At 69.8% G+C, this 26,293-nt stretch carries 26 protein-coding genes; 13 read left to right on the top strand and 13 right to left on the bottom strand.

Annotated features, from left to right (window positions below; translation table 11 throughout):
- Window positions 1-153: 153 nt before the first annotated feature.
- Both AKH00_RS12455 and AKH00_RS12450 read left to right on the top strand, forming a co-directional pair.
- Window positions 154-396 carry a hypothetical protein gene (locus AKH00_RS12455; protein ID WP_050723081.1) on the top strand — a complete coding sequence of 81 codons (243 nt, stop codon included), beginning with the start codon at window positions 154-156 and terminating at the stop codon, window positions 394-396.
- On the top strand, window positions 393-950 hold the full coding sequence (locus AKH00_RS12450) for a MarR family winged helix-turn-helix transcriptional regulator (protein WP_414685090.1): 558 nt from the start codon (window positions 393-395) through the stop codon (window positions 948-950). The genes AKH00_RS12455 and AKH00_RS12450 overlap by 4 nt, the downstream gene beginning before the upstream one ends.
- A 57-nt stretch (window positions 951-1,007) precedes the next feature.
- Here the strand turns inward: AKH00_RS12450 and AKH00_RS12445 are convergent, their stop codons facing one another.
- Together AKH00_RS12445 and AKH00_RS12440 are read right to left on the bottom strand one after the other, a co-directional pair.
- A complete protein-coding gene (locus AKH00_RS12445; protein ID WP_082297598.1) occupies window positions 1,008-2,588 on the bottom strand; it encodes an MFS transporter in 1,581 nt (526 codons plus the stop codon).
- Between the two features lie 85 nt (window positions 2,589-2,673).
- Window positions 2,674-2,925, bottom strand: a complete 252-nt coding sequence (locus AKH00_RS12440; RefSeq protein WP_050723079.1) for a hypothetical protein — start codon at window positions 2,923-2,925, stop codon at window positions 2,674-2,676.
- A 91-nt stretch (window positions 2,926-3,016) separates the two neighbouring features.
- On the opposite strand from AKH00_RS12440, the gene AKH00_RS12435 reads away from it, so the two are divergent.
- Entirely contained in the window at window positions 3,017-4,582 is a 1,566-nt protein-coding gene (locus AKH00_RS12435) for an SDR family oxidoreductase (protein ID WP_050723078.1), read from the top strand.
- Window positions 4,583-4,672: 90 nt separating this feature from the next.
- Here the strand turns inward: AKH00_RS12435 and AKH00_RS12430 are convergent, their stop codons facing one another.
- The 3 genes from AKH00_RS12430 to AKH00_RS12420 all read right to left on the bottom strand — a co-directional run bounded on the left by AKH00_RS12430 (window position 4,673) and on the right by AKH00_RS12420 (window position 9,259).
- Entirely contained in the window at window positions 4,673-6,676 is a 2,004-nt protein-coding gene (locus AKH00_RS12430; RefSeq protein WP_050723361.1) for a BCCT family transporter, read from the bottom strand.
- A gap of 250 nt (window positions 6,677-6,926) precedes the next feature.
- Window positions 6,927-8,612, bottom strand: a complete 1,686-nt coding sequence (locus AKH00_RS12425; RefSeq protein ID WP_082297597.1) for an ABC1 kinase family protein — start codon at window positions 8,610-8,612, stop codon at window positions 6,927-6,929.
- A gap of 23 nt (window positions 8,613-8,635) precedes the next feature.
- The gene (locus tag AKH00_RS12420; RefSeq protein ID WP_050723076.1) at window positions 8,636-9,259 is read right to left on the bottom strand and encodes a PadR family transcriptional regulator; all 624 of its coding nucleotides are present in this window, start codon (window positions 9,257-9,259) and stop codon (window positions 8,636-8,638) included.
- Between the two features lie 177 nt (window positions 9,260-9,436).
- Between AKH00_RS12420 and AKH00_RS12415 the strand changes: the two genes are divergently transcribed.
- From AKH00_RS12415 to AKH00_RS12405, 3 genes are all read left to right on the top strand, one after another.
- Window positions 9,437-9,814 carry a YciI family protein gene (locus tag AKH00_RS12415; RefSeq protein WP_050723075.1) on the top strand — a complete coding sequence of 126 codons (378 nt, stop codon included), beginning with the start codon at window positions 9,437-9,439 and terminating at the stop codon, window positions 9,812-9,814.
- A complete protein-coding gene (locus AKH00_RS12410) occupies window positions 9,811-11,001 on the top strand; it encodes an RNA polymerase sigma factor (RefSeq protein WP_050723074.1) in 1,191 nt (396 codons plus the stop codon). Before AKH00_RS12415 ends, AKH00_RS12410 begins: the two co-directional genes overlap by 4 nt.
- Before the next feature lie 491 nt (window positions 11,002-11,492).
- Window positions 11,493-13,064 carry a glycosyltransferase family 2 protein gene (locus AKH00_RS12405; RefSeq protein WP_050723073.1) on the top strand — a complete coding sequence of 524 codons (1,572 nt, stop codon included), beginning with the start codon at window positions 11,493-11,495 and terminating at the stop codon, window positions 13,062-13,064.
- A 274-nt stretch (window positions 13,065-13,338) separates the two neighbouring features.
- On the opposite strand, the gene map is transcribed toward AKH00_RS12405, so the two are convergent.
- On the bottom strand, window positions 13,339-14,109 hold the full coding sequence (map, locus tag AKH00_RS12400; RefSeq protein WP_050723072.1) for a type I methionyl aminopeptidase: 771 nt from the start codon (window positions 14,107-14,109) through the stop codon (window positions 13,339-13,341).
- A gap of 48 nt (window positions 14,110-14,157) precedes the next feature.
- Between map and AKH00_RS12395 the strand changes: the two genes are divergently transcribed.
- Both AKH00_RS12395 and AKH00_RS12390 read left to right on the top strand, forming a co-directional pair.
- Window positions 14,158-14,430 carry a helix-turn-helix domain-containing protein gene (locus tag AKH00_RS12395; protein WP_050723360.1) on the top strand — a complete coding sequence of 91 codons (273 nt, stop codon included), beginning with the start codon at window positions 14,158-14,160 and terminating at the stop codon, window positions 14,428-14,430.
- Complete coding sequence (locus AKH00_RS12390; protein WP_050723071.1) at window positions 14,430-15,188, top strand: SDR family NAD(P)-dependent oxidoreductase; 759 nt, start codon at window positions 14,430-14,432, stop codon at window positions 15,186-15,188. Before AKH00_RS12395 ends, AKH00_RS12390 begins: the two co-directional genes overlap by 1 nt.
- A gap of 137 nt (window positions 15,189-15,325) precedes the next feature.
- Here AKH00_RS12390 and AKH00_RS12385 read toward each other — a convergent pair whose 3' ends face one another.
- Both AKH00_RS12385 and AKH00_RS12380 read right to left on the bottom strand, forming a co-directional pair.
- A complete protein-coding gene (locus tag AKH00_RS12385) occupies window positions 15,326-16,684 on the bottom strand; it encodes an HNH endonuclease (RefSeq protein WP_050723070.1) in 1,359 nt (452 codons plus the stop codon).
- 297 nt (window positions 16,685-16,981) lie between these two features.
- Window positions 16,982-17,287, bottom strand: coding sequence for an ArsR/SmtB family transcription factor (locus AKH00_RS12380; protein WP_050723069.1), 306 nt, complete (start codon window positions 17,285-17,287; stop codon window positions 16,982-16,984).
- A gap of 102 nt (window positions 17,288-17,389) precedes the next feature.
- On the opposite strand from AKH00_RS12380, the gene AKH00_RS12375 reads away from it, so the two are divergent.
- The 3 genes from AKH00_RS12375 to AKH00_RS12365 all read left to right on the top strand — a co-directional run bounded on the left by AKH00_RS12375 (window position 17,390) and on the right by AKH00_RS12365 (window position 19,575).
- The gene (locus AKH00_RS12375) at window positions 17,390-18,607 is read left to right on the top strand and encodes an MFS transporter (RefSeq protein WP_050723068.1); all 1,218 of its coding nucleotides are present in this window, start codon (window positions 17,390-17,392) and stop codon (window positions 18,605-18,607) included.
- 276 nt (window positions 18,608-18,883) lie between these two features.
- Window positions 18,884-19,372, top strand: coding sequence for a DUF2975 domain-containing protein (locus tag AKH00_RS12370; RefSeq protein ID WP_050723067.1), 489 nt, complete (start codon window positions 18,884-18,886; stop codon window positions 19,370-19,372).
- Window positions 19,372-19,575: a helix-turn-helix domain-containing protein gene (locus AKH00_RS12365; RefSeq protein WP_050723066.1), complete on the top strand. Its 204-nt coding sequence runs from the start codon at window positions 19,372-19,374 to the stop codon at window positions 19,573-19,575. The genes AKH00_RS12370 and AKH00_RS12365 overlap by 1 nt, the downstream gene beginning before the upstream one ends.
- Before the next feature lie 140 nt (window positions 19,576-19,715).
- On the opposite strand, the gene panB is transcribed toward AKH00_RS12365, so the two are convergent.
- The 5 genes from panB to AKH00_RS12340 all read right to left on the bottom strand — a co-directional run bounded on the left by panB (window position 19,716) and on the right by AKH00_RS12340 (window position 23,498).
- Window positions 19,716-20,585 carry a 3-methyl-2-oxobutanoate hydroxymethyltransferase gene (gene panB, locus AKH00_RS12360; RefSeq protein WP_050723065.1) on the bottom strand — a complete coding sequence of 290 codons (870 nt, stop codon included), beginning with the start codon at window positions 20,583-20,585 and terminating at the stop codon, window positions 19,716-19,718.
- On the bottom strand, window positions 20,582-20,968 hold the full coding sequence (gene panD, locus AKH00_RS12355; RefSeq protein WP_050723064.1) for an aspartate 1-decarboxylase: 387 nt from the start codon (window positions 20,966-20,968) through the stop codon (window positions 20,582-20,584). Before panD ends, panB begins: the two co-directional genes overlap by 4 nt.
- Window positions 20,968-21,855, bottom strand: coding sequence for a pantoate--beta-alanine ligase (gene panC, locus AKH00_RS12350; RefSeq protein ID WP_050723063.1), 888 nt, complete (start codon window positions 21,853-21,855; stop codon window positions 20,968-20,970). Before panC ends, panD begins: the two co-directional genes overlap by 1 nt.
- Window positions 21,852-22,574 (bottom strand): DUF2520 domain-containing protein, encoded by a 723-nt coding sequence (locus AKH00_RS12345; RefSeq protein ID WP_050723359.1) that lies wholly within the window; start codon window positions 22,572-22,574, stop codon window positions 21,852-21,854. Before AKH00_RS12345 ends, panC begins: the two co-directional genes overlap by 4 nt.
- Window positions 22,575-22,733: 159 nt before the next feature.
- On the bottom strand, window positions 22,734-23,498 hold the full coding sequence (locus AKH00_RS12340; protein WP_152926186.1) for a hypothetical protein: 765 nt from the start codon (window positions 23,496-23,498) through the stop codon (window positions 22,734-22,736).
- Window positions 23,499-24,187: 689 nt separating this feature from the next.
- On the opposite strand from AKH00_RS12340, the gene AKH00_RS12335 reads away from it, so the two are divergent.
- Together AKH00_RS12335 and AKH00_RS12330 are read left to right on the top strand one after the other, a co-directional pair.
- The gene (locus tag AKH00_RS12335) at window positions 24,188-24,751 is read left to right on the top strand and encodes a TetR/AcrR family transcriptional regulator (RefSeq protein WP_050723061.1); all 564 of its coding nucleotides are present in this window, start codon (window positions 24,188-24,190) and stop codon (window positions 24,749-24,751) included.
- 79 nt (window positions 24,752-24,830) lie between these two features.
- On the top strand, window positions 24,831-26,255 hold the full coding sequence (locus AKH00_RS12330) for an MFS transporter (protein ID WP_050723060.1): 1,425 nt from the start codon (window positions 24,831-24,833) through the stop codon (window positions 26,253-26,255).
- Window positions 26,256-26,293 lie beyond the last annotated feature (38 nt).

Genomic DNA, 26,293 nt, shown 5'->3' with positions numbered 1-26,293 from the left:
GCGCCCAGGAGCCTGCGTGTCGTTCGTCATTCGTGTCACCCCCTGACGTCTTCCATGCTACTCGACAACCAGGTAAGCAGGCAGACTAGCGAATATCAATGTGATCCACCACTCGTCACGGATGCGAAGATGGAATCCTGCGGAAAGGACGCCATGGCAGAGGAATTCACCCTCGAGGAGGCGGGATACATCCTGTATTCCGATGTACTCGAACGCCTTCGCCAGCGATTCCCCGCCGTCGCCGACTGGCGCCTCGAGCAGATCATCGCCGCCGAGAACGAGGCGATCACCGGAGGGATCCTGCAGATCGTTCCGGCGGCCGTCGAATCCGGCGCGGTCGAGATGCTCGCGCGTGAGCAGGACGGCGGAATGACCGACGACGACGAGGTGGCATGATGGAGCGCTCCGAGGACTTCACCCGCTCCGGATACTGGTATCCGGACACGGACTCCGCCAGCACCGTCGACGTGCTGAACCTGCTCCGCCGATACCGCGCCGCCGAGACCGCGATGCGCGCGCGTACGCGTGCGTCGATGAGGATGAACGAGACCGACCTCGTCGCCCTCCGGTTCCTCCTCCGAGAGCAGCGCGCCGGACGCCTCGTGCGCCCGATCGACATCGCTCGGATGCTGGACATCTCCACCGCGTCCACCACGACGCTGATCGACCGCCTCGAGAAGGGCGGCCACGCCCGACGCGAGCCTCACCCGACCGACCGTCGCGCGGGTGTCATCGTGCCCACCGTGAGCAGCGACGACGAGGTGCGCGAGACGCTCGGGGCCATGCACCGCCGGATGCTGGCCCTCGTCGACGAGATGTCCGACAAGGAGCGCGCGACCGTCACCCGCTTCCTCGCCGGCATGACCTCGGCGATCGAAGAGGCTGCCGACCTCGACCAGGAGCTCCGCGACGTCATCCGCTCTCACGAGGAGGGATCGGCAGGCGCGTAGCGCGCGCCGGGGTCCGCAGGCGCGTAGCGCCCGCCCTCCCACCGACGCGGCATCCGCTCAGACCTTCTCGGGCTGCTCCCCCGCCGCGGACTCGGGGTCGGACTCAGCCTCCGTCTCCGCGCCCTCGAGCCGCTCGGGGAACAGCTCATCGAGGTCGAGGTCGGGGTTGTCGTCCTGCGTCGCGACCAGCTCGATCGCCTCCTCCGGCGTCTGCACGCTCGGCATCGCCCCGGGCAGCGGCCGGCGCGCGGACTCCTTGAGCACCACGACCGCGATGAAGCCGGCGATCGACGTGCCGATCACGTAGAACGCCGGGGCGAGCGACGACCCGGTCATCTGCACGAGCGCCTCCATCACGACCGGCGCGGTGCCGGCAAACAGGGCGACCGCCAGGTTGTACGAGATGCCCATGCCGCCGTAGCGCGACGACGTCGGGAACAGCGCCGGCAGCGAGGACGCGAGGTTCGCGACATAGAACGTCACCGGGAACGCGAGCAGCACGAGCCCCAGGAGCGTCGACCAGATCTCGCCGTGCATCATGAACAGGAACGCCGGGACGGCGAGCACGATCGCCGAGATCGAGCCGATGAACAGCACCTTGCGGCGGCCGATGCGGTCGGACAGCTTGCCCGTCAGCGGGATGGACAGCGCCATGGCGACGAGCACCGGCAGCGTCAGCAGCGTGCCGTGGACCTCGTCGTAGCCGAGCGTTCCGGTGAGGTACGTGGGCATGTACGAGGTCAGCGCGTACCCGACCGTGTTCGCGGCGGCGACGAGCACGAACGCGGTGAGCAGTTCGCGCCAGTACGCGCGGATCAGCGCGAGCACACCCTTGGGAGCATCCGCCGCGGCCTGCGCCTCGTCGGTCGCCCTCGCCGCGGCATCCTGCGCCTCCTGGAACGCGGGCGTGTCCTCGATCTTGAGTCGGAAGTAGATCGCGATGAGACCCAGCGGCAGGGCGACGAGGAACGGGATGCGCCAGGCGAAGCCCTGCATGACCTCGGCCGAGAGCGTCAACTGCAGAATCGACACGAACGCGGCGCCGATCGCGAACCCCATGTACGAGCCCAGGTCGAGCAGCGAGGCGTAGAACCCGCGACGCTTGTCGGGGGCGTACTCGGTGATGAACGTCGTCGCTCCCGCGTACTCGCCGCCGGTCGAGAAGCCCTGCGCGAGCTTGAGGACGATGAGCAGGATGGGCGCCCAGACGCCCCATACCGAGAAGTCGGGCAGCACGCCGATGAGGAAGGTCGCTGCGGCCATCATGATGAGCGTGAACGCGAGGATGCGCTGTCGCCCCATCCGGTCGCCGAGCTGACCGAGCACGATGCCTCCGAGCGGGCGGGCGACGAAGGTGACCGCGAAGACGCCGAGCGAGAACAGCGACTGCGCCCCCGCGGAGGCGTCGGGCAGGAAGGCACGGCCGATGATGACGGCGAGGTAGCCGTACACGCCGATGTCGTACCACTCCATGAGGTTGCCGACCACGGTGCCGGCGACCGCACGACGGAGCATCGGCTTGTCGACGACGGTCACGTCGTCGACCGTGAGGCGGCGGGGCTCCTCGGGCTTCACGAGCCCCAGCCGTCGGCCGAGACGGCGCCAGAGGGACTCGCTGTTCTTCACGGGTTCGGACATTGTGTTCTCTCTTCTTCCCGGAGGATGCCCGCGGTGGAACGGGGGCGGACGGCGGAGCGGCGAGCGTGGGCGAGCGGGTCGCGCCTCACAGCAGGCGGGTCAGCAGGACGGTCGCGAGGGGGAGGGATGCCGCGGCGACCAGGGCGACGAGTCCGGCGAGTCCGGCGGTGCGCCAGCGCGGGTCCGCGGAGACCAGGGACGCACGGTCGACTCCGACCGTGCGTCCCACGGCCTCGCTGGCGGGGAGCGGCGCGAGGCTGGCCGCATCCGAGAGCACCGACGGCGCGTCACGCAGAGCGTGATCGACGCGCACGGGGGACTTCGGTGCTCCGGACATTTCTTGCCTTCCTTCGGGGGAAGGTTACTAGATGAACTAGACATCTGCCAACCTAGTGAAAACTTCGGGAGAGCCGCCTACGCTCGGTGACATGACGGAGCTCACCCAGCCCACCGGACTCGAAGACGACCTGCGCGCGGTCCTCCGCGACGACGGCACGACCCCGCGCGTGCTCGTGCTCGGCGCCACCGGCTACATCGGCGGACGCCTCACACCTCGCCTGCTCAACGCCGGATACCGGGTACGCGTGCTCGCACGAGACGCGGCGCGCGCGGCATCCTTCCCCTGGGGAGCCGACTGCGAGATCGTCGAGGGCTCCGCGGACGACGCGGATGCCGTGGCCGAGGCCATGCGCGACGTCGACGTCGTCTACTACCTGATCCACTCGATGTCGGCCGGCAAGGGCTTCGAGGAGAGCGACGAGCGTGCGGCGCAGACCGTGGCGGATGCCGCGGCGAGCGTGCACGTGCACCGTCTCGTGTACCTCGGCGGGCTGCATCCCGAGGGCGTCGAGCTCTCGCCGCACCTGCGCTCGCGCGTGCACGTCGGCGAGATCTTCCTGCGATCGGGCGTTCCGACGCTCGTGCTGCAGGCCGGAGTCGTGATCGGCTCGGGATCGGCGTCGTTCGAGATGATCCGCCACCTGACCGAGGTCCTCCCGTACATGCCCGCGCCGAGGTGGGTGCGGAACCGCATCCAGCCGATCGCCGTGCGCGACGTGCTGCACTATCTGCTGGGCGCGGCGCGCGTGGCACCCGAGGTGAACCGTGCGGTCGACATCGGCGGACCCGACGTGCTGCGCTACGGCCAGATGATGAACGGATACGCGGTCGAGGCCGGGCTGCCGCAGCGGGCCATCGCGGCGCTCCCCGTGTTCACGCCCGGACTCGCCTCGCACTGGGTCAACCTCGTCACGCCCGTGCCACGGTCGATCGCACGTCCCCTGGTCGCCTCGCTGCAGAACGAGTGTGTGGTGAAGGACCACGCGGTCGACGATCTGATCCCCCGGCCGGAGGGTGGGCTCACGCCCTACCGCCAGGCCGTGCACCTCGCGCTCGGACGCGTGAACGCGGATGCGATCGAGACGAGCTGGCAGGACTCCGAGGTCTCCGGGGCGCCGAGCGATCCGCTTCCGAGCGACCCCGAGTGGGCCGGTCGCATGGTCTTCACGGACGCCCGCTCCCTCAAGACCACGGCGTCGGTCGACGGACTGTGGCGCGTCATCATCGGCATCGGCGGCACGAACGGGTGGTACTCCTCGCCGTTCCTCTGGGCCGTGCGCGGGTGGATGGATCGCGTGGTCGGCGGAGTCGGACTGCGGCGAGGGCGACGGAACAAGGCCGCCGCACGGGTGGGCGACGCGATCGACTTCTGGCGCGTCGAGGCCGTGGAGGAGCCGGGCACCGAGACCGAGGCCTCGGCCGCGAGCGGCGGTCTGCTGCGTCTGCGCGCCGAGATGAAGGTGCCGGGCGAGGCGTGGCTCGAGCTGCGTGCGCTGCCGGATGCCGGGGGCGCGCGCTACGAGCAGCGGGCGGTGTTCTTCCCCCGGGGCCTCGCCGGACGGCTGTACTGGTTCGCCGTGCTGCCGTTCCACGGGTTCATCTTCGCGGGCATGGCGGCGCGCATCACCGCCGCCGCCGAGCAGCCCGGGGCCTGACGCGCGGTGTTCCACGCTCGGTAGATGGAAAACGCCGCTGAACGGCATCCGTCAGCGGCGTTTTCCATCTCTCAACGGGACGGCGCGCGGCTAGCGCTCGGTCGGGGCGGTGCCTCCGGCCTCGTCGACGGACTCGGCCGTGTCCTCGGCGAGCGCGGCGGCGGGGTCCGCATGCGTCGCGGCATCCGGGATGGCATCCGCTCCCGCATCCGCTCCCGCATCCGGGATGATGTCGATCGCCTCGGTCGCGGTCGCGTAGACCTCGGCGAGGCTGTCGTCGACCTCGGACTCGTCGATCCAGGCCAGGTCGTCCTCGGAGTGGTCGTACTCGACGGGCACGAGCGCGAAGTCGTCGCCGTACTCCTCGAGGCCGGCCATGACGCTGTGGCGGACGGCCGCCCGCGCATAGCGCTCACGGAGGATCATGGGGTCGCGCCGTAGGTCCTTCATGAACGCGACCATCATGAACGCCATGATCACCGCGAACGGCAGTGCCGCGATGATCGTGACGTTCTGCAGTGAGCGCAGACCGCTCCCCTCCTCTCCCGTGACGAGGAGCACTGCGGCGATCACACCGACCAGCACACCCCAGACGACCGCGACCCAGCGCGACGGGTCGGGACGACCCTGCTGCGACAGCGTGCCCATCACGAGCGAGGCGGAATCGGCTCCGGTGATGAAGAAGATCGAGATGAGCAGGATCAGCAGGATGCTGGTGATCAGCGGGAACGGGAGGTTGTCGAGCACGCCGAACAGCACCTCCTCGGGCGGGTCGACCGTGAGGCCGGCGCCGTCCATCTGCTGCTGGATCGCCGTGGTGCCGAAGATCGCGAACCACACGAGCGAGATCGCCGCGGGCACGAGGATCACGACGGACACGAACTGGCGGATGGTGCGGCCGCGCGAGATCTTGGCGATGAACATGCCCACGAACGGCGACCAGGAGATCCACCACGCCCAGTAGAAGATCGTCCAGCTGGACAGGAACATCTGCGCCTCGTCGCCCTGCGAGGCGGATCGGGCGATCATCTCGGGCAGGTCGCCGAGGAACTGCACGGCCACCGAGGGGATGACGTTGAGGATCAGCAGCGTCGGACCGACGAAGAACACGAAGAACGCGAGCACGAGCGCCGCGACCGCGTTGATGTTCGACAGCGCACGGATGCCCTTCGAAACCCCTGAGACGGCCGAGGCGATGAAGCAGGCGGTGAGCACGGCGATCGCCGCGATGAGCACGCCGTTGCCGAGTTCGCCGATGCCACTGACGATCTCGACGCCGTGCCCGATCTGCAGGGCACCGAGTCCGAGCGAGGCGGCGGTGCCGAACAGGGTGACGATGATCGAGAAGACGTCGATCGTGCGGCCGAGGGGTCCCGTGGTGCGGCCCTCGCCGAGCAGCGGCGCGAAGATCGACGAGATGAGCGGGGTGCGGCCGCGACGGAACGCGCCGTACGCGATCGCGCCTCCCACGAGCGCGTAGAACGCCCACGCCTGCGGCCCCCAGTGGTACAGCACCTGGGCCTGCGCGGTGTGCATGGCCTCGAGGGTGTTCGCCTCGACCGTGCCGGGCGGCGGGTTCTCGAAGAACGTGAGCGGCTCGGCGGCTCCCCAGAACACGAGGCCGATGCCCATGCCGGCGGCGAAGAGCATCGAGATCCAGGAGAACATCGAGTACTCCGGCTCCTCGTCGTCGCGGCCCAGTGGGATGCGGCCGTAGCGCGTGAACCCGATGAACAGCATGAACACGAGGATGACGGTGGCGATCGTCGTGAAGAAGAAGCCGAAGTACTCGACGACCCAATCGAGCACGGCCTGAGTCGTGCCGGCGAGGTTGTCGCCCGCGAAGACCCCCCACGCGATGAACGCGATCGTGAAGGATGCGGCGACGCCGAACACGAGCGGATCGGTGCGGTAGGTGCGACCGGTCTCCTCGACCGAGACGCCGGGCACGAGGGCCGGGTGCACGCTGCGCGGCGGTACCGTCGCGATGTCCCGGACGATCTTGCCCGCCTGCTTGCCGGCCTGCCGTAGGGTCTCGGTCGTCGTCTTGGTGGGGTCTGTGCGTTGTCTGGGCTTCTCGTCAGGAGTGTCCATGACCACCGATTCTCCCATGCCGGTATTCTGCGGCGTTCCTGCGGGTCGTCAAGCGAGGACGACCAGCACCGCCCCCATCCGGTCGTTGAGCGAGCGTCAGCGAGACGAAACGCCGTGAGCCGACCTCGAGACGCACCCCGTTTCGTCTCGCTCGTCTCACTCAGTCGCTCGACGACCAGCACCGCCCCATCCGGTCGTTGAGCGAGCGTCAGCGAGACGAAACGCCGTGAGTCGACCTCGAGACCCCGGGTCAGCGGCGCCGGCCCAGGCCCGCGAACACCGCGTGCAGCAGCGGCAGCGCCGACACGCAGATCAGGGTGATGCCGAGCGGCTGCAGCGTCGGCACGAGCAGGGCGCCGCCCACGAGCATCGCGGCGAACAGCACGCCGGAGCCGATCCGTCTCGCGAGCCCCTCGAGCCGGTCGATCCGGCGCTCCAGACGCGAGGTGTCGAACGTCACGGTGCCGGCATCCACCCGCGAGATGATCGCGTCGATCTTCTTCGGCAGACGCCACGTGACGGCGGCGTTCTCCATGGCCTGCGTCCCCATGTCGCGCATGAACCCGCCGGTCTGGTCGCGCAGCAGCCGTCCGGCGTAAGGCTCCGCGGCATCCCAGACGTTGAAGGTCGGGTCGAGGCTCGAGCACATGCCCGAGGTGAGCGACACCGCGCGGATCAGCAGCAGCATGTTCTCGGGCAGCTGCAGCGGGAGCGAGCGCACCATGTCGCCGAACTCGTCGGCGAAGGCCATGAACTCGCGCGGGTCGACCTGCGCGAGCTCCGCGAACCCCATGCCGCCGAAGCGTGCGAACAGGGCCGTGAGGGCGCGCTCGAGCTCGGCGGTGTCGGCGGACGGCAGCAGCACGCCGATCTCCTGCGCGGCGGCGACGAGCCCGCGGCTGTCGCGCCCGGCGACCGCGATGAGCAGAGTGCGCAGACCGTCCCGGAGGTTGTCGGGGACCTCGGCCATCATCCCGAAGTCGATGAACGTGAGGCGGAAGCCGCCGTCCAGCGAGGGGTCGGGGGTGACGAAGATGTTGCCGGGGTGCGGGTCGGCGTGCACGAAGCTGTGCGTGAAGACCTGGTCGAACATGACCTCGGCGAAGGCGTCGGCCACGGCAGAGGGGTCGATGCCCGCAGCGCGCAGGGCCTCGATGTCGTTGATCTTGATGGCCGTGACGTCCGACAGCGTGAGCACGCGACGCGTCGACCGCTCCCAGACGATCTGGGGCGCGTCGATGCGCGGGTCGTCGGCGAAGTTCTCGCGGAACCGCTCCGCGCTCGCCGCCTCGTGCAGGTAGTCGATCTCCTCGAGGCTCGTGTGCGCGAACTCCTCGACCAGAGCGGGGGCGTCGACGCGGTCGGACACGAGGCGCACCCGCATCGCCCAGCGCGCCACGCGGCGGAGCGCTGCGAGGTCGGTCTCGACGATCCCGTCGATGCCGGGTCGCTGCACCTTGACGACGACCTGGTCGAGTCCTGTGTCCGCTGCGTCGAGCTCGGAGAGACGGGCGCGGTGCGCCTGTCCGAGGGATGCCGCCGCCACGGGCGTCTCGTCGAACCACGCGTAGGCGCGGTCCAGGGGGATGCCGAGCTCGGCTTCGGCGACCCGGCGGATGTCGGCGAACGGCACCGCGGGCACCTCGTCCTGCAGGCCCTCGAGCTCCTTGGTGATCTCGGGCGGCAGCACGTCGAGGCGCGAGGACATGAACTGTCCGACCTTGATCATCAGACCGCCGAGTTCGATCGCCAGGGCGTGGAAGCGCTGCGCGAACCGCTGCAGGCGCGGCGGGCGCGTGCGCTCGGAGACGCGCGAGAGGCCGAGGCGCGGGAGGACGAGCTCGTACCACCAGACGATGGTGAACTCCCGCGCCGCGAACGACAGGATGCGGCGGTACCGGGCGCGATGGGCGCCCTGCGCCGCAGCATCCGTCATCGATGGCCTCTGTTCGTCCGGGGTCAGTCCTGAGCGAGGATCGTGTACAGCCTACGGCGGGCCTCGTCGAGCACGTCGATGGCCTGCTGCACCTGCTCGGGGCTGCCGCTGCGACCGACCTGCGCGGCGGCAGCGGCGAGGTCGACGCCGGCCTTCGGGAGCGCGGTGAAGCGCGGGTCGTTGCGGTGTCCGTCCTTGGTCGAGGTCGACTCCCAGGGTGCAGGGGTCTCGGTCGACTCGGATGCGACGGCGCGACCTGCCTCGGTGAGCGAGTAGGTCTTGCGACCGTTCTGCTCCTCGGCCTCGATCAGGCCCTCGTCGGCGAGCAGCTGCAGTGTCGGGTAGACGGAGCCTGCGCTGGGCTTCCAGGATCCGCCGCTGCGCTCGGCGATCTCGCTGATGATCTGGTAGCCGTGCATGGGGCGCTCTGCGAGGAGCGAGAGCACGGCGGTGCGGACGTCGCCGCGCGCCATGCGCGAGCCGCCGCTGGGGCGCGGTGCGTCGAAGGACTTGCGGAGCTGATCGATCGCGTCGAAGATGGCGCCGGCGGGTCCGTTCGGGCCGCCGAGACCGCCCGATCCGAAGAGTCCGCCGAGCGGGTTGTCGCCGCCCTGGCCGGTGTTGCCGAAGGGGAATGAGTTGTTCATGATGACCTCCCAGTGCTGTCGATGGAGCCGGTGAGCGATACTCAACGATATATCGTTAACCCTGGGTGTGGGGTGGGAATCCGGCCCCTGCGAGAAAGTCGGCGGATGCTGTCGATCGGCCTTCTGCTCGCTCGTCATCCCTCTGTACGCTGACCGCTGACAGAGGAGATGAGAGCGATGCGCTACACACTGCTGTTGCACTACCCCGAGATGAGTGACGCCGAGCTGGGCGAGGTGTCGCTGGCCGAGGGCCAGGCCGCTTTCGCCAGTTACGCCGCGACGCTGCAGGCCGCCGGAGTGCTGATCGGCGGCGAGGTGCTGCAGCCGTCGGCCGTGACGACGACCGTGCGGATGCGCGACGGCGCCCTGCAGGTGCAGGACGGCCCTTTCGCCGACACGAAGGAGCAGCTCGGAGGCACGTTCGTGATCGACGTGCCCGACCTGGACGCCGCGATCGGCTACGCCCGGCAGGCGCCGTCGGTGCAGTGGGGCGCGGTCGAGGTGCGGCCGGGTGCCGTGTACACGGTCGACGGCGTCTGGACGCCGAACCGATGAGCGCCGAGGAGGCCCGCGTCGTCGCCGAGCGCGCGGCGCGGTCCTCCTACGGGCGGCTCGTCGCCCTGCTCGCCGCGCAGAGCGGCGACATCGGCCTCGCCGAGGACTCGCTGTCGGGCGCTTTCGAGGAGGCGCTGCGGCGCTGGCCCTCCGGAGGCGTCCCCGACAACCCGGAAGGATGGCTGCTGACCGTGGCCAGGAACCGACTGCGCGACGTGTGGAAGTCGTCCGCGATGCGCGCATCCGCCCCGCTCGACGACGCCGTGCGCGCCGCGACCGACCCGCTCGCCGAGCACGATCCGCTCGCGATCGGCGACAAGCGACTCGAGCTGCTGTTCGTGTGCGCACATCCGGCGATCGACCCGGCCGTGCGTACGCCGCTCATGCTGCAGACCGTGCTGGGCTTCGACGCCGCCGAGATCGCGCGGGCGTTCGCGGTGCCGCCCGCCGCGATGGCGCAGCGTCTCGTGCGGGCGAAGCGCCGCATCAAGGACGCCCGCATCCCGTTCGCCGTGCCGGACCGCACGGCGATGCCGGAGCGTCTGCCCGTGGTGCTGGAGGCCGTGTACGGGTGCGCGGCACTGTCGTGGCGCGGCGACGGTTCGTCGCTCGCCGGCGAGGCGCAGTACCTTGCCGTCACGCTCGCCGCCCTGCTCGACGGAGAGGCGGAGGCCTGGGGACTCGCGGCGCTGACGACACTGACCCTCGCCCGACGTCGGACCGGTGGCTTCGTGCCGCTCGACGAGCAGGACCCCCAGGACTGGGATGCCGCGCTGATCGCCGAGGGCGAGGCGTACCTGCGGCGAGCGCGGCCGGACGGCGCACCGGGCAGGTTCCAGGTGGAGGCCGCGATCCAGGCCGTGCACACCGACCGACGGCGCACGGGTGAGACGGACTGGGCGGCGCTGCGGATGCTGTACGCAGCGCTGCTGGAGATCGCGTCCACCCTCGGCGCCCGGGTCGCGGCGGCCGTCGTGACGGCGCGCCTCGATGGCCCGGATGCCGGACTCGCCGCTCTGCCCGCGCTCGCCGCCGATGCGGAGACCTTCCAGCCGTACTGGGCGGCGCGCGCCGAGCTGCTCGCCGCCGCCGATCGCGACGCGACGGACGCCTATGCCCGTGCGGTCGAGCTCGCGGAGGATGCCGAGGTCGCGGCGTTCCTCCGCGCCCGCGCCGCCCGTCCGTAGCGCCGAGCCGCGGCATCCATCCGCTCGCCATCTCTGCCCGCCCCGCCGTCTGCCCACCCCGCCGTCTGCCCACCCCGTCCCGGCATCCGTCCGCCATCCGGCATCCGATCCCACCCGACAGCCGCGCCCCGGCATCGGCATCCGTCCGCCCCGGCATCGGCATCGGCATCCGTCCGCCCCGGCATCGGCATCGGCATCGGCATCGACATCCGCATCCGCATCCGCGTCCGCATCCGCATCCGATCCCACCCGGCAGCCGTGCCCCGGCATCGGCATCCGGCAGCCCGGCATCCGCTCGCCCCGGCATCCACCCCGGCATCCGCCATCCGGCATCCGTTATCCGCCATCCGTTATCCGCCATCCGCCATCCGCCATCCGCCATTCGCGCCCCGGTCCTGCAGATGCGCCGCTTGCGCGCGCTGCTCAGCACGTCAGCGCACTCATGGCAACCCCCGTGCGGGTGCATAGCCCGTGATGGTTGACTGCCTCCGATGTCGACTCCTGCTGCGCCCGCGAACTCCCCCTCCGCCCACATCCGTGTGAGCGTGGTCGTCCCCGTGTTCAATCCCGGGCCGTCGTTCGACGATCTCATCGCATCGCTCGACCGGCAGACCCTCGACCACTCCCGGTTCGAGCTGCTGCTGTGCGACGACGGTTCCGACGAGCAGACGCAGGCCCGGTTGGCGGAGGTCGAGCGCACCCGGTCCTACGCCCGCGTGCTGTGTCTGCCCCACTCGGGCTGGCCCGGCACGCCCCGCAACGAAGGAGTCGCTGCGGCGCGCGGCGACTACGTGCAGTTCGTCGACCAGGACGACTGGCTCTTCGACGAGGCGCTGGAGCGCATGTGCGACTATGCGGATCTGCACGGCGCCGACGTCCTGGTCGGCAAGGAGGTCGGCGTCGGTCGGCCGCTCCCCTCGCGGATCTACCGCCGCGATGTGCCGGATGCCCGCCTGGGCCGCGACCCGCTGCTCGAGATGCTCACGCCGCACAAGATGTTCCGCACGGAGTTCCTGCGCGAGAAGCGGGTGCGCTTCCCCGACGGCAAGGTGCGACTCGAGGATCACCTGTTCGTGATGCGCGCGTATTTCGAGGCGGAGCGGATCTCGATCCTCGCGAGCACGCCCTGCTATGCGTGGGTCAAGCAGGCGGGCAGCGCGAGTTCGGCGCGGATCGATCCGGAGTCCTACTTCCCGCATCTGGAGGCCGTGCTCGACCTCGTGGAGCAGTACACGCAGCCGGGTCCGCTGCGGGACCGTCTGCTGCGGCACTGGTTCCGCGGCAAGATCCTGAAGCGCCTGGCCGGGAAGCGCCTGGTGAAGTACCCGGCCGAGTACCGCGACCGTCTCCTGGACGTGGTGGTGCCGCTCGTGCGCCGCCGCTTCGGTCCGGGGGTCGACGGGGGTCTCGCGTTCCCGCAGCGCATCCGCGCCGCCCTGCTGCGCGCCGACCGGCGGGCGGATCTCCTCGCCTTCGCCCGGTTCGAGAGGGATCTCGAGTGCCGGGTCGCCGTGACCTCGGCATCCTGGTCGCGCGGTGGCGGGCTGCACCTGGACCTGCGCGTGGACGTCCTGCGCGACGACCAGGATGGGCTCGTGATCGATCCGGACTCCGGCCGCCTCACGTCGCTGCCTGTGCCGATGGACGGGCTGCCGACCGGACTGCTCGAAGCGGGCAGGGAGCTGCGCAACGACCGCGTGGAACTCGTCATCGGAGGGGCGGGCGACCAGCGCGTCATCGCCAGCGCCCGCCTGAAGGACGGCCATGCCGCATCGCTCGCGCTCGACCCGCTCAAGGTGTTCGGTCGCGGCGACGACTCACGCGGTGTGCGCCTGGTGGCGAAGGTCCGCCGGGCCGGGTGGACGTTCGACGTGCCCCTCACCTCGGATGCCGCGACCCTGGCCGGCGCCGGGCACTCGCCCCTCCTCGCGGGACGCACGTGCACTCCCGTCGCGACGCGTGGCGGGGTCGTCGAGCTGCGCCGGGTGTTCCCGGGCGGTCGCCTCAAGGATCTCGCGGGTCGCGCGGTGCGTCGAGTGCGCAGCCGCGCCCGACGCGGCTGACTCGTCCCCGAAGGGCGGAGCCGTTCCCGAAGGGCTGAGCCGTTCCCGAAGGGCTGAGCCGTCCCCGAAAGGGCTGAGCCGTTCCCGAAGGGCTGAGCCGTCCCCGAAAGGGCCGAGCCATCCCCGAAGGGCTGAGCCGGGCCCGACGCCGCTGAGCCGTTCCCGAAGGTAGGACATACCGCGGAGGCAGGAGGATCCACCCGCAACCCTCCTACGCCGGCGTCATCGCCTACCTCGACGGCGCGCACCGACCCCGCGACCCCGCATTCCTGCGTCAGCGTGGGAGCGTGAGCACCTCCGCGCCGGTCTCGGTGATGGCGATCGTGTGCTCGGTGTGCGCGGTGCGGCATCCGGTGGCGCTGCGGAGCGTCCATCCGTCGGCATCGGTCACGAGCTGATCGGTGTCGCGCATGACCCAGGGCTCGAGCGCGAGGAGCAGGCCGGGGCGCAGCGTGTAGCCGCGGCCGGGGCGTCCGTCGTTCGCGACGTGCGGGTCCTGGTGCATGGTCGAGCCGATGCCGTGGCCGCCGAATTCGCCGTTGATCGCGTAGCCGGAGTCGTGCAGAACCGTGCCGATCGCGTGCGAGAGATCGCCGATGCGCGCGCCGGGGCGTGCCGCCGCGATGCCTGCCGCGAGCGCCCGTTCGGTCGCGTCGATCATCGCGAGGTCGTCGGATGCCGCGCGCGTGCCGACCGTGAAGCTGATCGCCGCGTCGGCGGCGACGCCGCGCAGGGTCACCGCCAGGTCGAGTGTGAGGAGGTCTCCGTCGGCGAGGCGGTAGTCGTGGGGCATCCCGTGCAGCACGGCGTCGTTCACCGCTGTGCAGACGTAGTGTCCGAAGGGGCCTCTGCCGAACGAGGGGGCGTAGTCGACGTAGCAGGATTCGGCCCCGGCATCCTCGATCAGCTGTTTCGTCCAGCGGTCGAGATCGAGGAGGTTCACACCGACCTCGGCCCGGTTCTTGAGTGTCTGCAGGATGCCGCCGACGAGCGCACCGGTGTCGCGGGCCCGGTCGAGCTGAGCGGGAGTGAGGATCTCGATCATGGTATAACTATACCGGCCAAACTATCCCGGTATTAGAATCGGTGCATGATGGTTCGCCTTCCCCTGAGTCCTGCCGAGGTCAAGCGCGGTGAGCGTCTGGGCGCTCTGCTGCGGCGCGCGCGCGGTGAACGGTCGATGCTGAGCGTGGCTCTCGATGCGGGCGTCTCGCCGGAGACTCTGCGCAAGATCGAGTCCGGTCGTGTGGCGACGCCGGCGTTCTCGACGATCGCGGCGATCGCGGGTGTGCTGCATCTGTCGCTCGATGCGGTGTGGTCGGAGATCGAGCCGACGCCCGTGGTGCGCGGCCGGGTCGCGTCCTGATGGCGACTGCACTGGTCACCGGTGCGTCCCGCGGTATCGGGCGTGCGGTCGCGCAGGCGTTCGCCCGCCGAGGCGATCGTGTGGCCGTGCACTTCGGCCGCGATCGGGATGCGGCGGAGCGGACGCTCGCGTCGTTGGACGGTGATGGGCATGCGCTCGTCGGCGGGGACCTCGGTGATCCTGCCGGGGCGCAGGCCGTGGTGGATGCCGCCGCCGAGGCCCTGGGGTCGATCGGCATCCTGGTGAACAACGCGGCGGTCGCTCCGAGTGCTGCGAACGCGCATCGCGTGGATGGGGTGTCGTTCGAGGATTGGCAGCGCGCGTGGGCGGATATGGTCGCGGTGAATCTGCTGGGATCGTCGAATGTGACGATGCTGGTGGCGCAGCGCATGATCGCTCAGGGTGAGGGTGGGGCGATCGTGAACCTCGGGTCGCGCGGTGCGTTCCGCGGCGAGCGCGATCATCCTGCGTATGCCGCGACGAAGGCCGGCCTTCAGGCGTTCGGTCAGTCGATGGCTCTCGTGCTCGCGCCGTATGGGATCTCGGTCGCCTCGGTGGCTCCGGGGATGATCGCGACCGAGCGGCAGGCGTCGAAGCTCGAGGGCGTCGGTGGCGACGACATCCGCGGGCAGAGCCCGTTCGACCGGGTCGGCACGCCCGAGGAGGTCGCCGACGCCGTGGCCTATCTCACCTCCCCGGGCGCGGTGTGGACCTCGGGCGCGGTGCTCGACCTGAACGGCGCGTCCTACTTTCGCTGACTCGCCTTGCTCGACCACCCACGCGCCTGCCCGCCCCCGAGAGGCCCCGCGCAGCCTCGTGCATCCCCGCCGATCGCAGACCACCCCACCGACGCCCAACCCGCGACGCGCTGACCCTTTGACGCCCCTCACCATCGTCACGCCACCCTGCCCATCCCTCGTCCGGGATCGAACCGCGCGCGTCCTCCGAGTCGTGGCGTCTGCTCGGGGTCGACCCACCGTGGCGGCACGAACCACACCCGCCCGTCGATGCCTCGACCGTCGATGCGGATCTCCCAGCCGTTGTCGTGGATACGGTGATGACAGGTCTCGCAGAGCAGCACTCCGTTGTCGAGGTCGGTCGACCCTCGATCTCGACTCCACCATCGGATGTGATGGGCCTTGGTCATCTGCGGAGGCAGTGCGCACATCGCGCATCCTCCGTCGCGTTCGACGAGCGCGAGCCGTTGCGACCTGGTGAACAGACGCTTCTCGCGCCCCCAATCGAGGATCTCGCTGTCGCCGCCCAGAACGCAGGGGATGATTCCTCCGTCCGCCGCCATCCGCCGTGCCGCGCCAGCTCCGACGGGCTGGTCCAGTCCGTCGATCGCGGCCGTTCCGGCATCCGACTCGAGGTCTGCGAGAGCCACACGCACCACGACGGTCGCTCCACCGAGCGGCAGGCGCTCCTCGCAGCCGAGGGCGTGCGCGCAGAACATCGCGAGCGCGTCGGCCTGCAACATCGGCACCGAGCGGCGGTCTGCATCGGGCCCATCCGGCGCTGCGGAGTCCTTGCGGGCCGCGAACGCCGCGGTGACATATCCGCGGATCGCGGTGATCACAGGCGCCGCAGACTCCGCGTCGAGCCGAGCATCGAGGTGCACCATCCCGTCGCGTTCGAAGATCGTCAGCGACCGCTGGGCCCGCTGTTCGACGGAACGTGGTTCGACACCCTCGGGATCGAGCCACGCTTCGGCTTTCGTCACAAGTCGTCGCACGTCGTCGAGTCCGAGCCCGGGGGCGGATTCGGTGAGCCGACGCTCCGCTTCGGCCGTGCGCTCTCGCCCCGCGGCGACACGGCAACGGTCGAGCAGCGCCACGATCAGCGCCGCCCCCTGCACGCTCAGCGCTCCTGTGCCGAGTGCCTCGCGCACGGCCGGATACTTCGCGGGCAAGGGGGCGCCGAGCAGATCAGCCCGCGGCGCCGTCGCCTCGCCGACCGTGATCAGGCGACTCGCGTCACCCGTCGACATCCCCGTGCTCGCGGCGATGAGCTTCGCCGATGATCGGTATCCCTGCTGCTTCGCGAGACTGTCTGCCCCGAGCTCGCGGCGCGACTCATCGGCGATCCGCGCCACGACCTCGACGTGCACGGCATCGAGGCGCCTCTTGAGCGCGTCGACAGCCCCGTTGACCGCGAGCAGCTGAGATCGGGAGAACGAAAGCACGTCGTCGCACTCTGCCCACGCCTCGTCGAGGCGTGCCATCGCCTCGTGCAGTGCGGTCAGAGTTGCCATGCCTCCATTGTAGGCGGCATAACAAGCGACTTTCGAACATATATACGAAGAGTTCCAGTACTCCGAGATGCTGCGCGAGAGGACAGAAGAGATACTGCGAGGTACCGAGAGAGGAGAGAAGAGATACTGCGAGATACCGAGACAGGAGAGACGAGAAACGAGGTACCGCGAGACCCCAGAGACGAAACACGAGAGACGAAGGACGAAACACGGGAGGGGAAAGGCGAGACACTGCGAGAGACGCCAGACGAGAGACGGGAGACGGGGCCCGAGCGACGAGAGCCAGACCCGAGACCCCTACCCCCGCAGCACTGAGTCGAGCAGCCCGGGGAACAGCTGGTCCAGATCGTCGCGCCGCAGCGTCAGCATCCTCCGCCGCCCATTGGGTTCGTTGCGAATGACGCCGGCCTCGCGCAGCACCTTCATGAAGTGCGACTTCGTGGACTTGGGAAGGTTCGGATCGCTGGCGTGACAGGCGGCCATGTCGAGCGGGCCGTCGGCGAGCTGCCGCGCGATCGCAAGGCGCTCCGGGTCGCTGAGCGCGAAGAGCACGTCGGTCAGCTGGATCTCGGAGCGATCCGGATGCGGAAGGTCGCCAGGCATGGTTCGAGAATAGTTGAACAATCCGAGGAAGGCGAGTAACGTCGCCACGGTTCGATAATTGTCGAACCACGGATGCCGGAGCGCAGCCACCCGAGGAGACCCATGACCACCACTCAGCCCATCACCGCGCAGACCGCCGATGCCACAACCCCTCGCCGCGCGCGTCTCGGGTTCGTCCTCGCCGTGGGAACGCAGATCGTGATGATGATGGGCGCGAGCGCGCCGTCGCCGTTCTATCCGGTGCTCGCCGCCGAGATCGGCTTCGACGCGATCGTGATCAGTGCGGTGTTCGCCGTGTACGCGATCGCCCTGCTCCTCGCGCTCCTGACCGCAGGATCGTTGTCGGATCACATCGGCCGCCGCCCCGTCGTGACCGGCGGCCTGCTCCTCCTCGCCGGAAGCATGGTGCTGTTCTGGCATGCTGACTCGGTCGCGACGCTGGTGCTCGCGCGGATCCTCCAGGGCGCGGCAAGCGGCGTGCTGATCGCCGCATTGTCAGCGGCCGCGCTCGACCTCGCACCCGGCGGACGCGCCAAGACCGCCGCCCTGTGGAACGCCCTGAGCCCCGGCATCGGCCTCGCGCTCGGCGCGCTGGTCTCGGGCATCGCGCTCGATGCGACCGGCGAACCGCTGCTCGACGTGTTCGCTCCGCTCACGGTCGCCTACCTCGCGCTCGCCGGACTTTTCCTGCTCGCCCCAGAGACCGCGCCGCTGACACCCGGAGCGTGGGCGTCGCTGAGCTTCCGCCTGTCGATCCCGGGCAGCATCCGCGCGGACTTCTGGCGAGGCGCGCCCGCGGTCATCGCCGGCTGGGCGACGGGCGGGCTGTTCCTGTCCCTCGGCGCGAACATCGTGCGCACCGAGCTCGGCGGCGAGGCGCACACCTGGCAGGGATTGTCGGTCGCGATGCTCGCCGGCGTCGGCGCGATCGCGGCGTTCACCCTTCGCCGTCGCGCTCCGCGCACCTCGGTGATCTTCGGCACGGCGGCCCTCGCCGTCGGCACGGCGCTGTCGCTGGTCGCACTCGGCCTCGGGTCCCTCCCCTTCTACCTCGCGGCGACGGCGATCACGGGCATGGGCTTCGGCACGGCCTTCTCCGGCGTGGTCGGATCGCTCGCGCCGCGCATCCCCGCACATGCCCGCGCCGACACGTTCGCGGTCATCTACGTGCTCGCCTACCTCGCGTTCGCCGTGCCCGCCGTCGTCGCCGGAACCCTGGTCGGAGCGTTCGGCCTCGGCGCCGTATGCCTCGGGTACGGGGTCGTCGTGATCGCGCTCGCCGTCATCGCGTTCACCCTGCGGGTCCGCCGGGCGGAGTAGGCCGACAGCATCCGGCATCCGGCATCCGGCATCCGGCATCCGGCATCCGGCATCCGGCATCCGGCATCCGGACCGGCACCCCGCATCCCGCATCCGGGATCCCGCCTCGGTGCCCGCAGGTTCTGCAGGAGTTCTCACGATTCGCAGGAGCCTCTGCCCGGGATGCTCCTGCGCAGCGTGAGAACTCCGTCGGCAACGGAGGCTACCCCACACCACCATCTTGCCACATCGAACGATAAACGATAGATTCCTGTTGTTCTTCGATAGAGGTAGGCCATGGGTCGGATCACGATCGCGGTGCTGCGCGTTCTCATAGCGATAGCGCTCGTGGGGTCGATCGCAGTGCAGGCGCTGATCGTGCCGATGCTGTGGCTCGACCTCGGTTCGGAGGAACTCTGGGGGCGCATCACGATCGTGGGGCTGATCGTGCTGGGCGTAGCCACCATGCAGGTGTTCGGGATCTGCGTGTGGATGCTGTTGACGCGCGTGCGGCGAGGGTCGATCTTCTCGGTGTCGTCGTTCCGGTTTGTGGACGTGATCATCGGAGCGATCCTCGTCGCCGCCGCGGTCACCTTCGCGTTCGCCGCGCTGCTCGCACCGGGCGACATGGCACCGGGAGCCGTCGCCCTCGTCGGCGGGGCCGGGCTCGTCCTGTGCGGCATGGCGCTGCTCGTCGTCGTGATGAAAGCGCTCCTGCGACAGGCGATCGATCGCGACACGGAGGCGCGCTCTCTGCGATCCGAACTCGACGACGAGGTGATCTGATGCCCGTCGTCGTCGACATCGACGTGATGATGGCCCGGCGCAAGATGAGCGTGGGCGAGCTCGCTGAGCGCATCGGCATCACGCCGACGAACCTCGCTGTGCTGAAGAACGGCCGCGCGAAGGCCGTGCGATTCACCACACTGGATGCTCTGTGCGAGGCGCTCGAGTGCCAGCCGGGCGACATCCTGCGCTGGGAGCCGTGACCCCCGCTTCGTCGGCCGCACGTTGGGCAGGAGATCTCGCACTCCGCAGGAGCACCCACCCGGAAGCATCCTTCGAATCGAGGGAACTCCTGCGATACGACGGCCGGGAGAGGATGCCGCGACACGGCGCTGCGCCCGACCTACCGCTCGTCGAGCAGCTCCCGCAGTCGCGCGACCTCGGCCTCCGGCATCCCGTAGCCGTGCTCGGGGCCGGGGTACTCGCCCGATCGCACCTCTCGCGCATAGGCTGCGACCCCGTCGACCGAGGCCGCGCGCACCTCGGCGTAGCGCTTGACGAACGCGGCAGCCGGCCCGTCGTAGATGCCGAGCAGGTCGTGGAACACGAGCACCTGGCCGTCGGCATCCGCCCCGGCGCCGATGCCGATCACGGGCACCCGCAGCAGCGGCATGAGCGCCGCGGTCACGGCGGAGGGGACGGCTTCGACGACGATCAGCGAGACTCCGGCATCCTGCAGAGCGAGGGCGTCGTCGATCACGGCGAGCGCGGCCTCGGCCGTGCGGCCCTGCGCGCGGAAGCCGCCGAGAGCTGTCGCGGTCTGTGGGGTCAGTCCGACGTGCCCCACCACCGCGATGCCGGCATTCACCAGCGCACGGGCGCGGTCGACGGTCGTGCCACCGCGTTCGATCTTCACGAGGTCGACGCCGGCCTCCTTGACGAAGCGCTGCGCGGTCTCGAGCGCCAGGGCATCGGAGGCCTCGTACGAGCCGAACGGCAGGTCGCCCACGAGCAGCGGCCGGGAGAGTCCGCGCCGCACGGCCTTCGTCAGCATGAGCATCTCGTCGATCGTGACGGGGACCGTGCTGTCGTAGCCGAGCACGGTCATCGCAGCCGAGTCGCCGACCAGCACCATGTCGACGCCCGCGGACTCGACGATCTGCGCACTGGGATGGTCGTAGGCCGTGACCATGACGATCGGCTCGCCGGCATCCTTCTTGCGCGCGAGGTCCACGATCGTGAGGGCGCGGGTCGGGGCGGCGTGCGCGCTCATGCGGTGGTCACCAGTTCGCCGACAGCGTCGTCGACGCGGACGATCGCGTTCGACCGGTCGACGTGCACGACGACGGGTTCGTAGTCGACGAGGTCGTCCGGCGAGTAGTCGGCGTAGGAGATGACGATGATCGTGTCGCCCGTGTGCACGAGTCGGGCGGCGGCGCCGTTGACCTGGATGACTCCGGATCCGCGTTCGCCGACCAGCGTGTAGGTCTCGAAGCGGGCGCCGTTGTCGACGTCGACGACGTGCACCTGCTCGTGCGGCAGGATGTCGGCGGCCTCGAGCAGATCGGGGTCGACGGTGATCGAGCCCACGTAGTGCAGGTCGCTGCCGGTGACGGTCGCGCGATGGATCTTCGACTTCAGCATGGTGCGTCGCATCAGGCGTCGTCCTTTCCGTCGGGGAGGGATGCGGTGGCGGATGCCGGGGCGTACGGCCCCCGCAGCAGATGGTTGTCGATCAGTCGGGTGGTGCCGACACGAGCCGCGACGAGCAGCAATGCGTCACGGTCGACCCGCGTGACCGGCTCCAGCGTCTCGGCATCCCGGAGTTCCAGGTACTCGGGGTCGATGCCGGACTCGGCGAGGACCGCGCGGGCCGCAGGCACGATGGGATCGCCGGAACGGAGCGCCGCGGCTCCCGCGTCGAGCGCCCGACTCAGCGCGGTGGCCCGCTCCCGAGCATCCGCGTCGAGGTGGACGTTGCGCGAGCTCATCGCGAGTCCGTCGGCCTCGCGCACGATCGGGCAGGCGACGATCCGCACGTCGAGGTCGAGATCGCGCACGACGCGGCGGACCACGAGCACCTGCTGCGCATCCTTCTGCCCGAAGTACGCGGCGTCGGGGCGCACGATGCCGAACAGCTTGGTGACGACGGTCGCGACGCCGTCGAAGTGGTGGGCGCCGCGGATCGCACCATCGAGCACCTCGCTGATGCCGGCGACATGGATGCTCGTCGCGAACCCCTCGGGGTAGATCTCGGCGGGTTCCGGGGCGAAGAGGATGTCAACACCCTCTGCCTTGGCGAGTTCGGCATCGCGGGCCTCGTCGCGCGGATAGGTGCTGAGGTCCTCGTTCGGGGCGAACTGCGTCGGGTTGACGAACAGCGACACGACGACGAGGTCGTGATGCGCGCGAGCCTCGCGCATGAGCGACAGGTGTCCCTCGTGGAACGCTCCCATCGTCGGCACGAGTCCGACGGTCTGCCCGTCGGCGCGCGCTTCGCGGATCGCGGAGCGCACCTCGGCGATCGTGCGCAGAATCCTCATCCCTCGTCCTTCCGTGCAGCGATCTCGCGCGTCGCAGCGGCGAGCGCGTCGAACAGCGGAGCGAGATCGCCGGATGCCGCGCGCTGCCGCGTGATCGTCTCCTCGTCGCCGCGCGCGATCGGCCCGGTGAGCGCGGTCGACGCCCCGGACGCGACCCAGTTCTCCACCGTCTGCCGTACGAGCGGGGCGAGGTGCGCGCGCTCGACTCCGGACGGCGTCGCGAGCCGTTCGGCGGCGTCGAGCACCGTGAGCACGAAGTTCGAAGCGAACGATGCCGCGGCGTGATAGCTCGCCCGGTGCGCGTCGTCGACCCGGAACGTCTGCATCCCGAGGGTCATCGCGACCTCCCCGGCGAGCACGAGGTCGGCATCCGTGCGCCCGTCGATCGCGGCGCCGACGCCGCGGAACACCGCGGGCGACTCGGATCCCGTGAACGTCTGGAGCGGGTGGATGCTGAGGTCGACGTCGTGCAGACCGGTCGCGCCGGACACGTGAGCCACGCGCGTCGCATGCGGGCGGACGGATGCTGCGGCCTCGGTGATCGCGGCATCCGGGACGCATAGGATCGCGAGGTCGACCGCGGGCATCTCGTCACTCCGTCCGAGCGGACCGCGGACGTCGAACCCCGCGGCGTCGAGTGCCCGGGCGAGGACGACGCCGAGGCGGCCGGCGCCGATCACGGCGATGGTCGCGTGGGGGTCGAGAGCAGTGTGTGTCATGTCGCTTCCGAGTCGGCGCGGATGGGTCGAGTATCCGCTCATCGCGCGGCGAGAGCAAAATCGCGGAGCGTTTCGAGCATCAGAAGCATCGCTTGATAGCGCATTTTGGTGAGCATCAGGGAAGAATGATGCTCATATTGATCCGGAAGGTCCGCGCGTTCACGCAAGCGCACGACGTGCGACCTCACGCATCGCGGGGGTGACGACTCCGAATCGCCCCGGAGCCGACATGCACGAGAGCGCATCGAGGACACGACGGACCTCCCCGTCCGCGTCACTCAGGTCCGGCGTGCGCGTCGCCATGATGTCGTCGAAGCGGTAGTCACGGAACAGACCCTGCGGGTCGAACGCCTGCGTGCCCGCTTCCACCCGGTCGGTGACCGCGTCGAGGTGCGCGGCCGACCCGTCGGCCACCGCAAGAAGTGCGAGCGCGATCTCCGCCTCACGACGTGGGAGTGGGTATCCGTATCGATCACGAGTCGATGCCCCGATCAGACCGGCGAGCGCGTCGAGGGTTCCACGGCCGGCCACGACGAGTCGCCTCATGGACGCCGTGGCCACCACTCGCCCTCTGTATCTCCGGATCATCCTCGATTCCCGCGCGAACTCGACGAGAACCCGTCCTCTCGCGAGGGCCAGCTGGCGGCCCCCGCCCCACCCCAGAGCCTCTGCGAGCTTCACGACATCCGCGTCAGGCAGCCAGCCCGACGACGGATCCTGAGCCACGCCGCCGACTCCGAGGTGGCGCATCAGTTCCGCGAGCGGCATGACCGCTGCCTCGACATCCGGGAGCCCAGGTTCCGCGACCTGGGACAGCATCTCCTCGAGATGTCCGAGCAGGGCGAGCCGGCGAGCCGGGGTGAGTGCGCCGAGCAACGTCGCCGCGGGCGAAGAACCGCGGATGCCCGGGCAGTCGGGCCTCATGTCCAGGTCGTCGAAGAACGGCCTCACCACCCCATGTCGCTGCAGAAGCTCTCGGTTGACGTCGTCTTCGCGGAACGGCGCCTCAGCCGTCAACCAGTCCTCCGCGGACGGTCGACCGGCGGCCCTTCCTTCACCGGGCAGGGTCACGGACACCAAGGGCGTACCGATCTCCGGAGGCACCGCGTCCGAGACGCGGACATCAGGGCGATGGTCTTCCAACGCGAACTCGTCACTGCGGCACTCACCATCCCGGCGATAGCGGTAGGGCCAGTCATCGAATGACTCGGGTTCGTCCTCGTAATCGAATCGCTCGCGCGGCTCGCGTCCGATGCTCAGGAGGTATGCATCGATCGCCCACCCCACGGGGGCGCTCCGCGGAAGTGTGATCAGTCGATCACGCTCCGGGTGACCTGATGTCGTCAGTTCGAGGTGCATGAAGGCGGAGACTCGGGCAGGGATGTGAATGCTCATGCGAGCGAGGTTAGGGAGCATCCCGGACACCAGAGGTCCCGGTGCCACGGGCTGTGAACAACGTCAATTCGAGGGCATTCGGTGGAGAGCGCGTCATTCCCACCGACCAGCGAGCCACGTCTCGCCAGACGACCGGCGTTCCGCCGCGAGTCCCCTCTTCACGCTCGCACATCGAGGAATGATTGACCAATCACTCTCACCCGAGTACGGTCGCTCACATGACCCCGCGCAGCCCGATCCTCTCGACCGCCGATGTCCGCCGACCCCTGGTCGCCGCGGCGGCGCTCGTCGAGTTCGCGCGCGGCGGCTACTTCCGCACGACCGTGGCCGACGTCGCCCGCGAGGCGAAGATCTCGCCCGCGTATGTCTTCAAGCTGTATCCGCGCAAGGAGCAGCTGTTCGTCGCTGCGCTCGAGGCCTGCTTCGAGCGGATCGTCGAGGCACTGGATGCCGGGGCTGACGCCGCGGCATCCCCGACCCCCGACGAGGTACTGGATGCGATGGGCGAGGCGTACGCCGATCTCATCCGCGACCGCTCGCTGCTCATGCTGCAGGTGCACGCGCAGTCCGCGGCGGAGATCCCCGAGATCGGCGACGCGCTGCGCACCGGCCTCGCGAAGGTGACGGAGTTCGTGCGTCAGCGGTCTGCCGGCAGCGACGACGCCGTGCAGCGCTTCATCGCCTACGGGCAGCTGTGCCACCTGATCGTCACCGCCCGGGTCGACGAGAGCAGCGCGCCGTGGGCGAAGATCGTCGCGCACGGCATCCGACACCCCGAGTGATCCCCCACGACCACCCTGTCTTTTCATGCCTTGTTGAGTGAGTGACCACTCACTAACCAAGCACTATAAGGAGCACCTCATGACCCTCACCGCCCCCTCGCCCACGACGACAGTGCGCAGTTCACGACGCTGGCTCGCGCTGAGCTTCCTCGCCCTCGCGCAGTTCCTCGTCGTGCTCGACGCGTCGATCGTCAACATCGCCCTGCCCGTTCTCGGCGAGCAGCTCGCCATGAGCACCGCCGCACTGGCGTGGGTGATCACCGCCTACGTCCTCGCGTTCGGTGGGCTGCTGCTGCTCGGCGGACGGCTCGCCGACCGCTACGGCCGCCGACGGATCTTCCTGATCGGCACGGCCGGGTTCGTCGCGGCATCCGCCCTGGCGGGGTTCTCGTTCTCGAGCGAGATGCTGCTCGCGGCCCGCGCCCTGCAGGGCATGTCGGCGGCGCTGCTCGCTCCCTCGGCGCTGGCCCTGTTGACGCAACTCTTCCCCGCGCCAGGCGATCGCTCGAAGGCGCTCGGCGTGTGGGGTGGAGTCGCCGGCATCGGATCGGCCGCGGGGGTGCTGCTCGGCGGCGTGCTCACCGGCGCGTTCGGGTGGCAGTCGGTGTTCTTCGTGAACGTTCCGGTGGGCGTGATCGTGCTCGTGGCCGTGCCGCTGCTGATCTCGCGCGACACCGCGTCCGCAAGCGAGAAGCTCGACGTGTGGGGCGCCGTCACGATCACCGGCGCACTCGTCGCGATCGTCGGGGCACTCAGCGCCGTCGAGCAGGTCGGGATTCTGCATCCGCTGCCGCTGGGCCTGCTCGTGGTAGCGGTCGTCCTCGGTGCGGCGTTCATCGCGATCGAGCAGCGCACGGCATCCCCGCTCGTGCCGCTCGGGATCTTCCGCACCCGCACGCTCGCGATCGGCAACCTCGTCGTGCTGCTCGTCGGCGCCGGGATGGTCGCGCTGTTCTTCGCCCTCTCGGTGTACATGCAGGCCGTGCTCGGCTACGACGCCCTCACCACCGGACTCTCGCAGCTGCCGCTCGCCGGGGCGCTCGTCGTGGTCGCCGGGATCGTGCCCGCGCTCGTGCAGCGCCTCGGGCTCACCCCGACACTCATCGGATCACTGCTCGTGCTCGCGGCGGGTCTCGTGTGGCTGTCGTTCGCACCCGCGGATGCCGGATTCGTCGCGCACCTGCTCGGACCGACCCTCCTCATCGGCATCGGCCTCGGAGGCGCGTTCGTCACCGCCACGCAGCTGTCGGTCGACGGGGTCGAGGGCGGAGAGGCCGGACTCGCCGGCGGACTCGTGAACACCAGCCAGCAGATCGGCAGCGCGCTCGGACTCGCCGTGCTCGGGACCGTCGCCTCGCTGCGGACCGAGGCGTTGACCGCGGCGGGAGTCGCAGTGCCCGAGGCGATGACCGAGGGGTTCTCGTGGCTGTTCCTCGGGGCCGCGGCGGTCACGGTCGCCGGGGCGGTGGTGGCGGGGTTCGCGCGGCGACCCTCCGCTCGTTGAGCGAGCGCCCCCGGTCGTTGAGCGAGCGCCCCCGGTCG

Origin of the sequence: Microbacterium sp. GCS4, assembly GCF_001262495.1 — a bacterium.
In the GTDB taxonomy this organism is placed as follows: domain Bacteria; phylum Actinomycetota; class Actinomycetes; order Actinomycetales; family Microbacteriaceae; genus Microbacterium.
This window is presented reverse-complemented; position numbering and strand designations above follow the sequence as displayed.

What these genes read in the sequence shown, in the direction of transcription:
- panD (WP_050723064.1), bottom strand. Translation starts at nt 20,968, where the DNA reads ATGCGACGCACCATGCTGAAGTCGAAGATCCATCGCGCGACCGTCACC.
- AKH00_RS12395 (WP_050723360.1), top strand. Translation starts at nt 14,158, where the DNA reads ATGGTTCGCCTTCCCCTGAGTCCTGCCGAGGTCAAGCGCGGTGAGCGT.
- AKH00_RS12380 (WP_050723069.1), bottom strand. Translation starts at nt 17,287, where the DNA reads ATGCCTGGCGACCTTCCGCATCCGGATCGCTCCGAGATCCAGCTGACC.
- panC (WP_050723063.1), bottom strand. Translation starts at nt 21,855, where the DNA reads ATGAGGATTCTGCGCACGATCGCCGAGGTGCGCTCCGCGATCCGCGAA.
- AKH00_RS12365 (WP_050723066.1), top strand. Translation starts at nt 19,372, where the DNA reads ATGCCCGTCGTCGTCGACATCGACGTGATGATGGCCCGGCGCAAGATG.
- AKH00_RS12430 (WP_050723361.1), bottom strand. Translation starts at nt 6,676, where the DNA reads ATGGACACTCCTGACGAGAAGCCCAGACAACGCACAGACCCCACCAAG.
- panB (WP_050723065.1), bottom strand. Translation starts at nt 20,585, where the DNA reads ATGAGCGCGCACGCCGCCCCGACCCGCGCCCTCACGATCGTGGACCTC.
- AKH00_RS12440 (WP_050723079.1), bottom strand. Translation starts at nt 2,925, where the DNA reads ATGTCCGGAGCACCGAAGTCCCCCGTGCGCGTCGATCACGCTCTGCGT.
- AKH00_RS12375 (WP_050723068.1), top strand. Translation starts at nt 17,390, where the DNA reads ATGACCACCACTCAGCCCATCACCGCGCAGACCGCCGATGCCACAACC.
- AKH00_RS12340 (WP_152926186.1), bottom strand. Translation starts at nt 23,498, where the DNA reads ATGAGGCCCGACTGCCCGGGCATCCGCGGTTCTTCGCCCGCGGCGACG.
- AKH00_RS12330 (WP_050723060.1), top strand. Translation starts at nt 24,831, where the DNA reads ATGACCCTCACCGCCCCCTCGCCCACGACGACAGTGCGCAGTTCACGA.
- AKH00_RS12405 (WP_050723073.1), top strand. Translation starts at nt 11,493, where the DNA reads ATGTCGACTCCTGCTGCGCCCGCGAACTCCCCCTCCGCCCACATCCGT.
- AKH00_RS12410 (WP_050723074.1), top strand. Translation starts at nt 9,811, where the DNA reads ATGAGCGCCGAGGAGGCCCGCGTCGTCGCCGAGCGCGCGGCGCGGTCC.
- AKH00_RS12385 (WP_050723070.1), bottom strand. Translation starts at nt 16,684, where the DNA reads ATGGCAACTCTGACCGCACTGCACGAGGCGATGGCACGCCTCGACGAG.
- AKH00_RS12455 (WP_050723081.1), top strand. Translation starts at nt 154, where the DNA reads ATGGCAGAGGAATTCACCCTCGAGGAGGCGGGATACATCCTGTATTCC.
- AKH00_RS12345 (WP_050723359.1), bottom strand. Translation starts at nt 22,574, where the DNA reads ATGACACACACTGCTCTCGACCCCCACGCGACCATCGCCGTGATCGGC.
- AKH00_RS12390 (WP_050723071.1), top strand. Translation starts at nt 14,430, where the DNA reads ATGGCGACTGCACTGGTCACCGGTGCGTCCCGCGGTATCGGGCGTGCG.
- AKH00_RS12450 (WP_414685090.1), top strand. Translation starts at nt 393, where the DNA reads ATGATGGAGCGCTCCGAGGACTTCACCCGCTCCGGATACTGGTATCCG.
- map (WP_050723072.1), bottom strand. Translation starts at nt 14,109, where the DNA reads ATGATCGAGATCCTCACTCCCGCTCAGCTCGACCGGGCCCGCGACACC.
- AKH00_RS12335 (WP_050723061.1), top strand. Translation starts at nt 24,188, where the DNA reads ATGACCCCGCGCAGCCCGATCCTCTCGACCGCCGATGTCCGCCGACCC.
- AKH00_RS12420 (WP_050723076.1), bottom strand. Translation starts at nt 9,259, where the DNA reads ATGAACAACTCATTCCCCTTCGGCAACACCGGCCAGGGCGGCGACAAC.
- AKH00_RS12370 (WP_050723067.1), top strand. Translation starts at nt 18,884, where the DNA reads ATGGGTCGGATCACGATCGCGGTGCTGCGCGTTCTCATAGCGATAGCG.
- AKH00_RS12425 (WP_082297597.1), bottom strand. Translation starts at nt 8,612, where the DNA reads ATGACGGATGCTGCGGCGCAGGGCGCCCATCGCGCCCGGTACCGCCGC.
- AKH00_RS12435 (WP_050723078.1), top strand. Translation starts at nt 3,017, where the DNA reads ATGACGGAGCTCACCCAGCCCACCGGACTCGAAGACGACCTGCGCGCG.
- AKH00_RS12445 (WP_082297598.1), bottom strand. Translation starts at nt 2,588, where the DNA reads ATGTCCGAACCCGTGAAGAACAGCGAGTCCCTCTGGCGCCGTCTCGGC.
- AKH00_RS12415 (WP_050723075.1), top strand. Translation starts at nt 9,437, where the DNA reads ATGCGCTACACACTGCTGTTGCACTACCCCGAGATGAGTGACGCCGAG.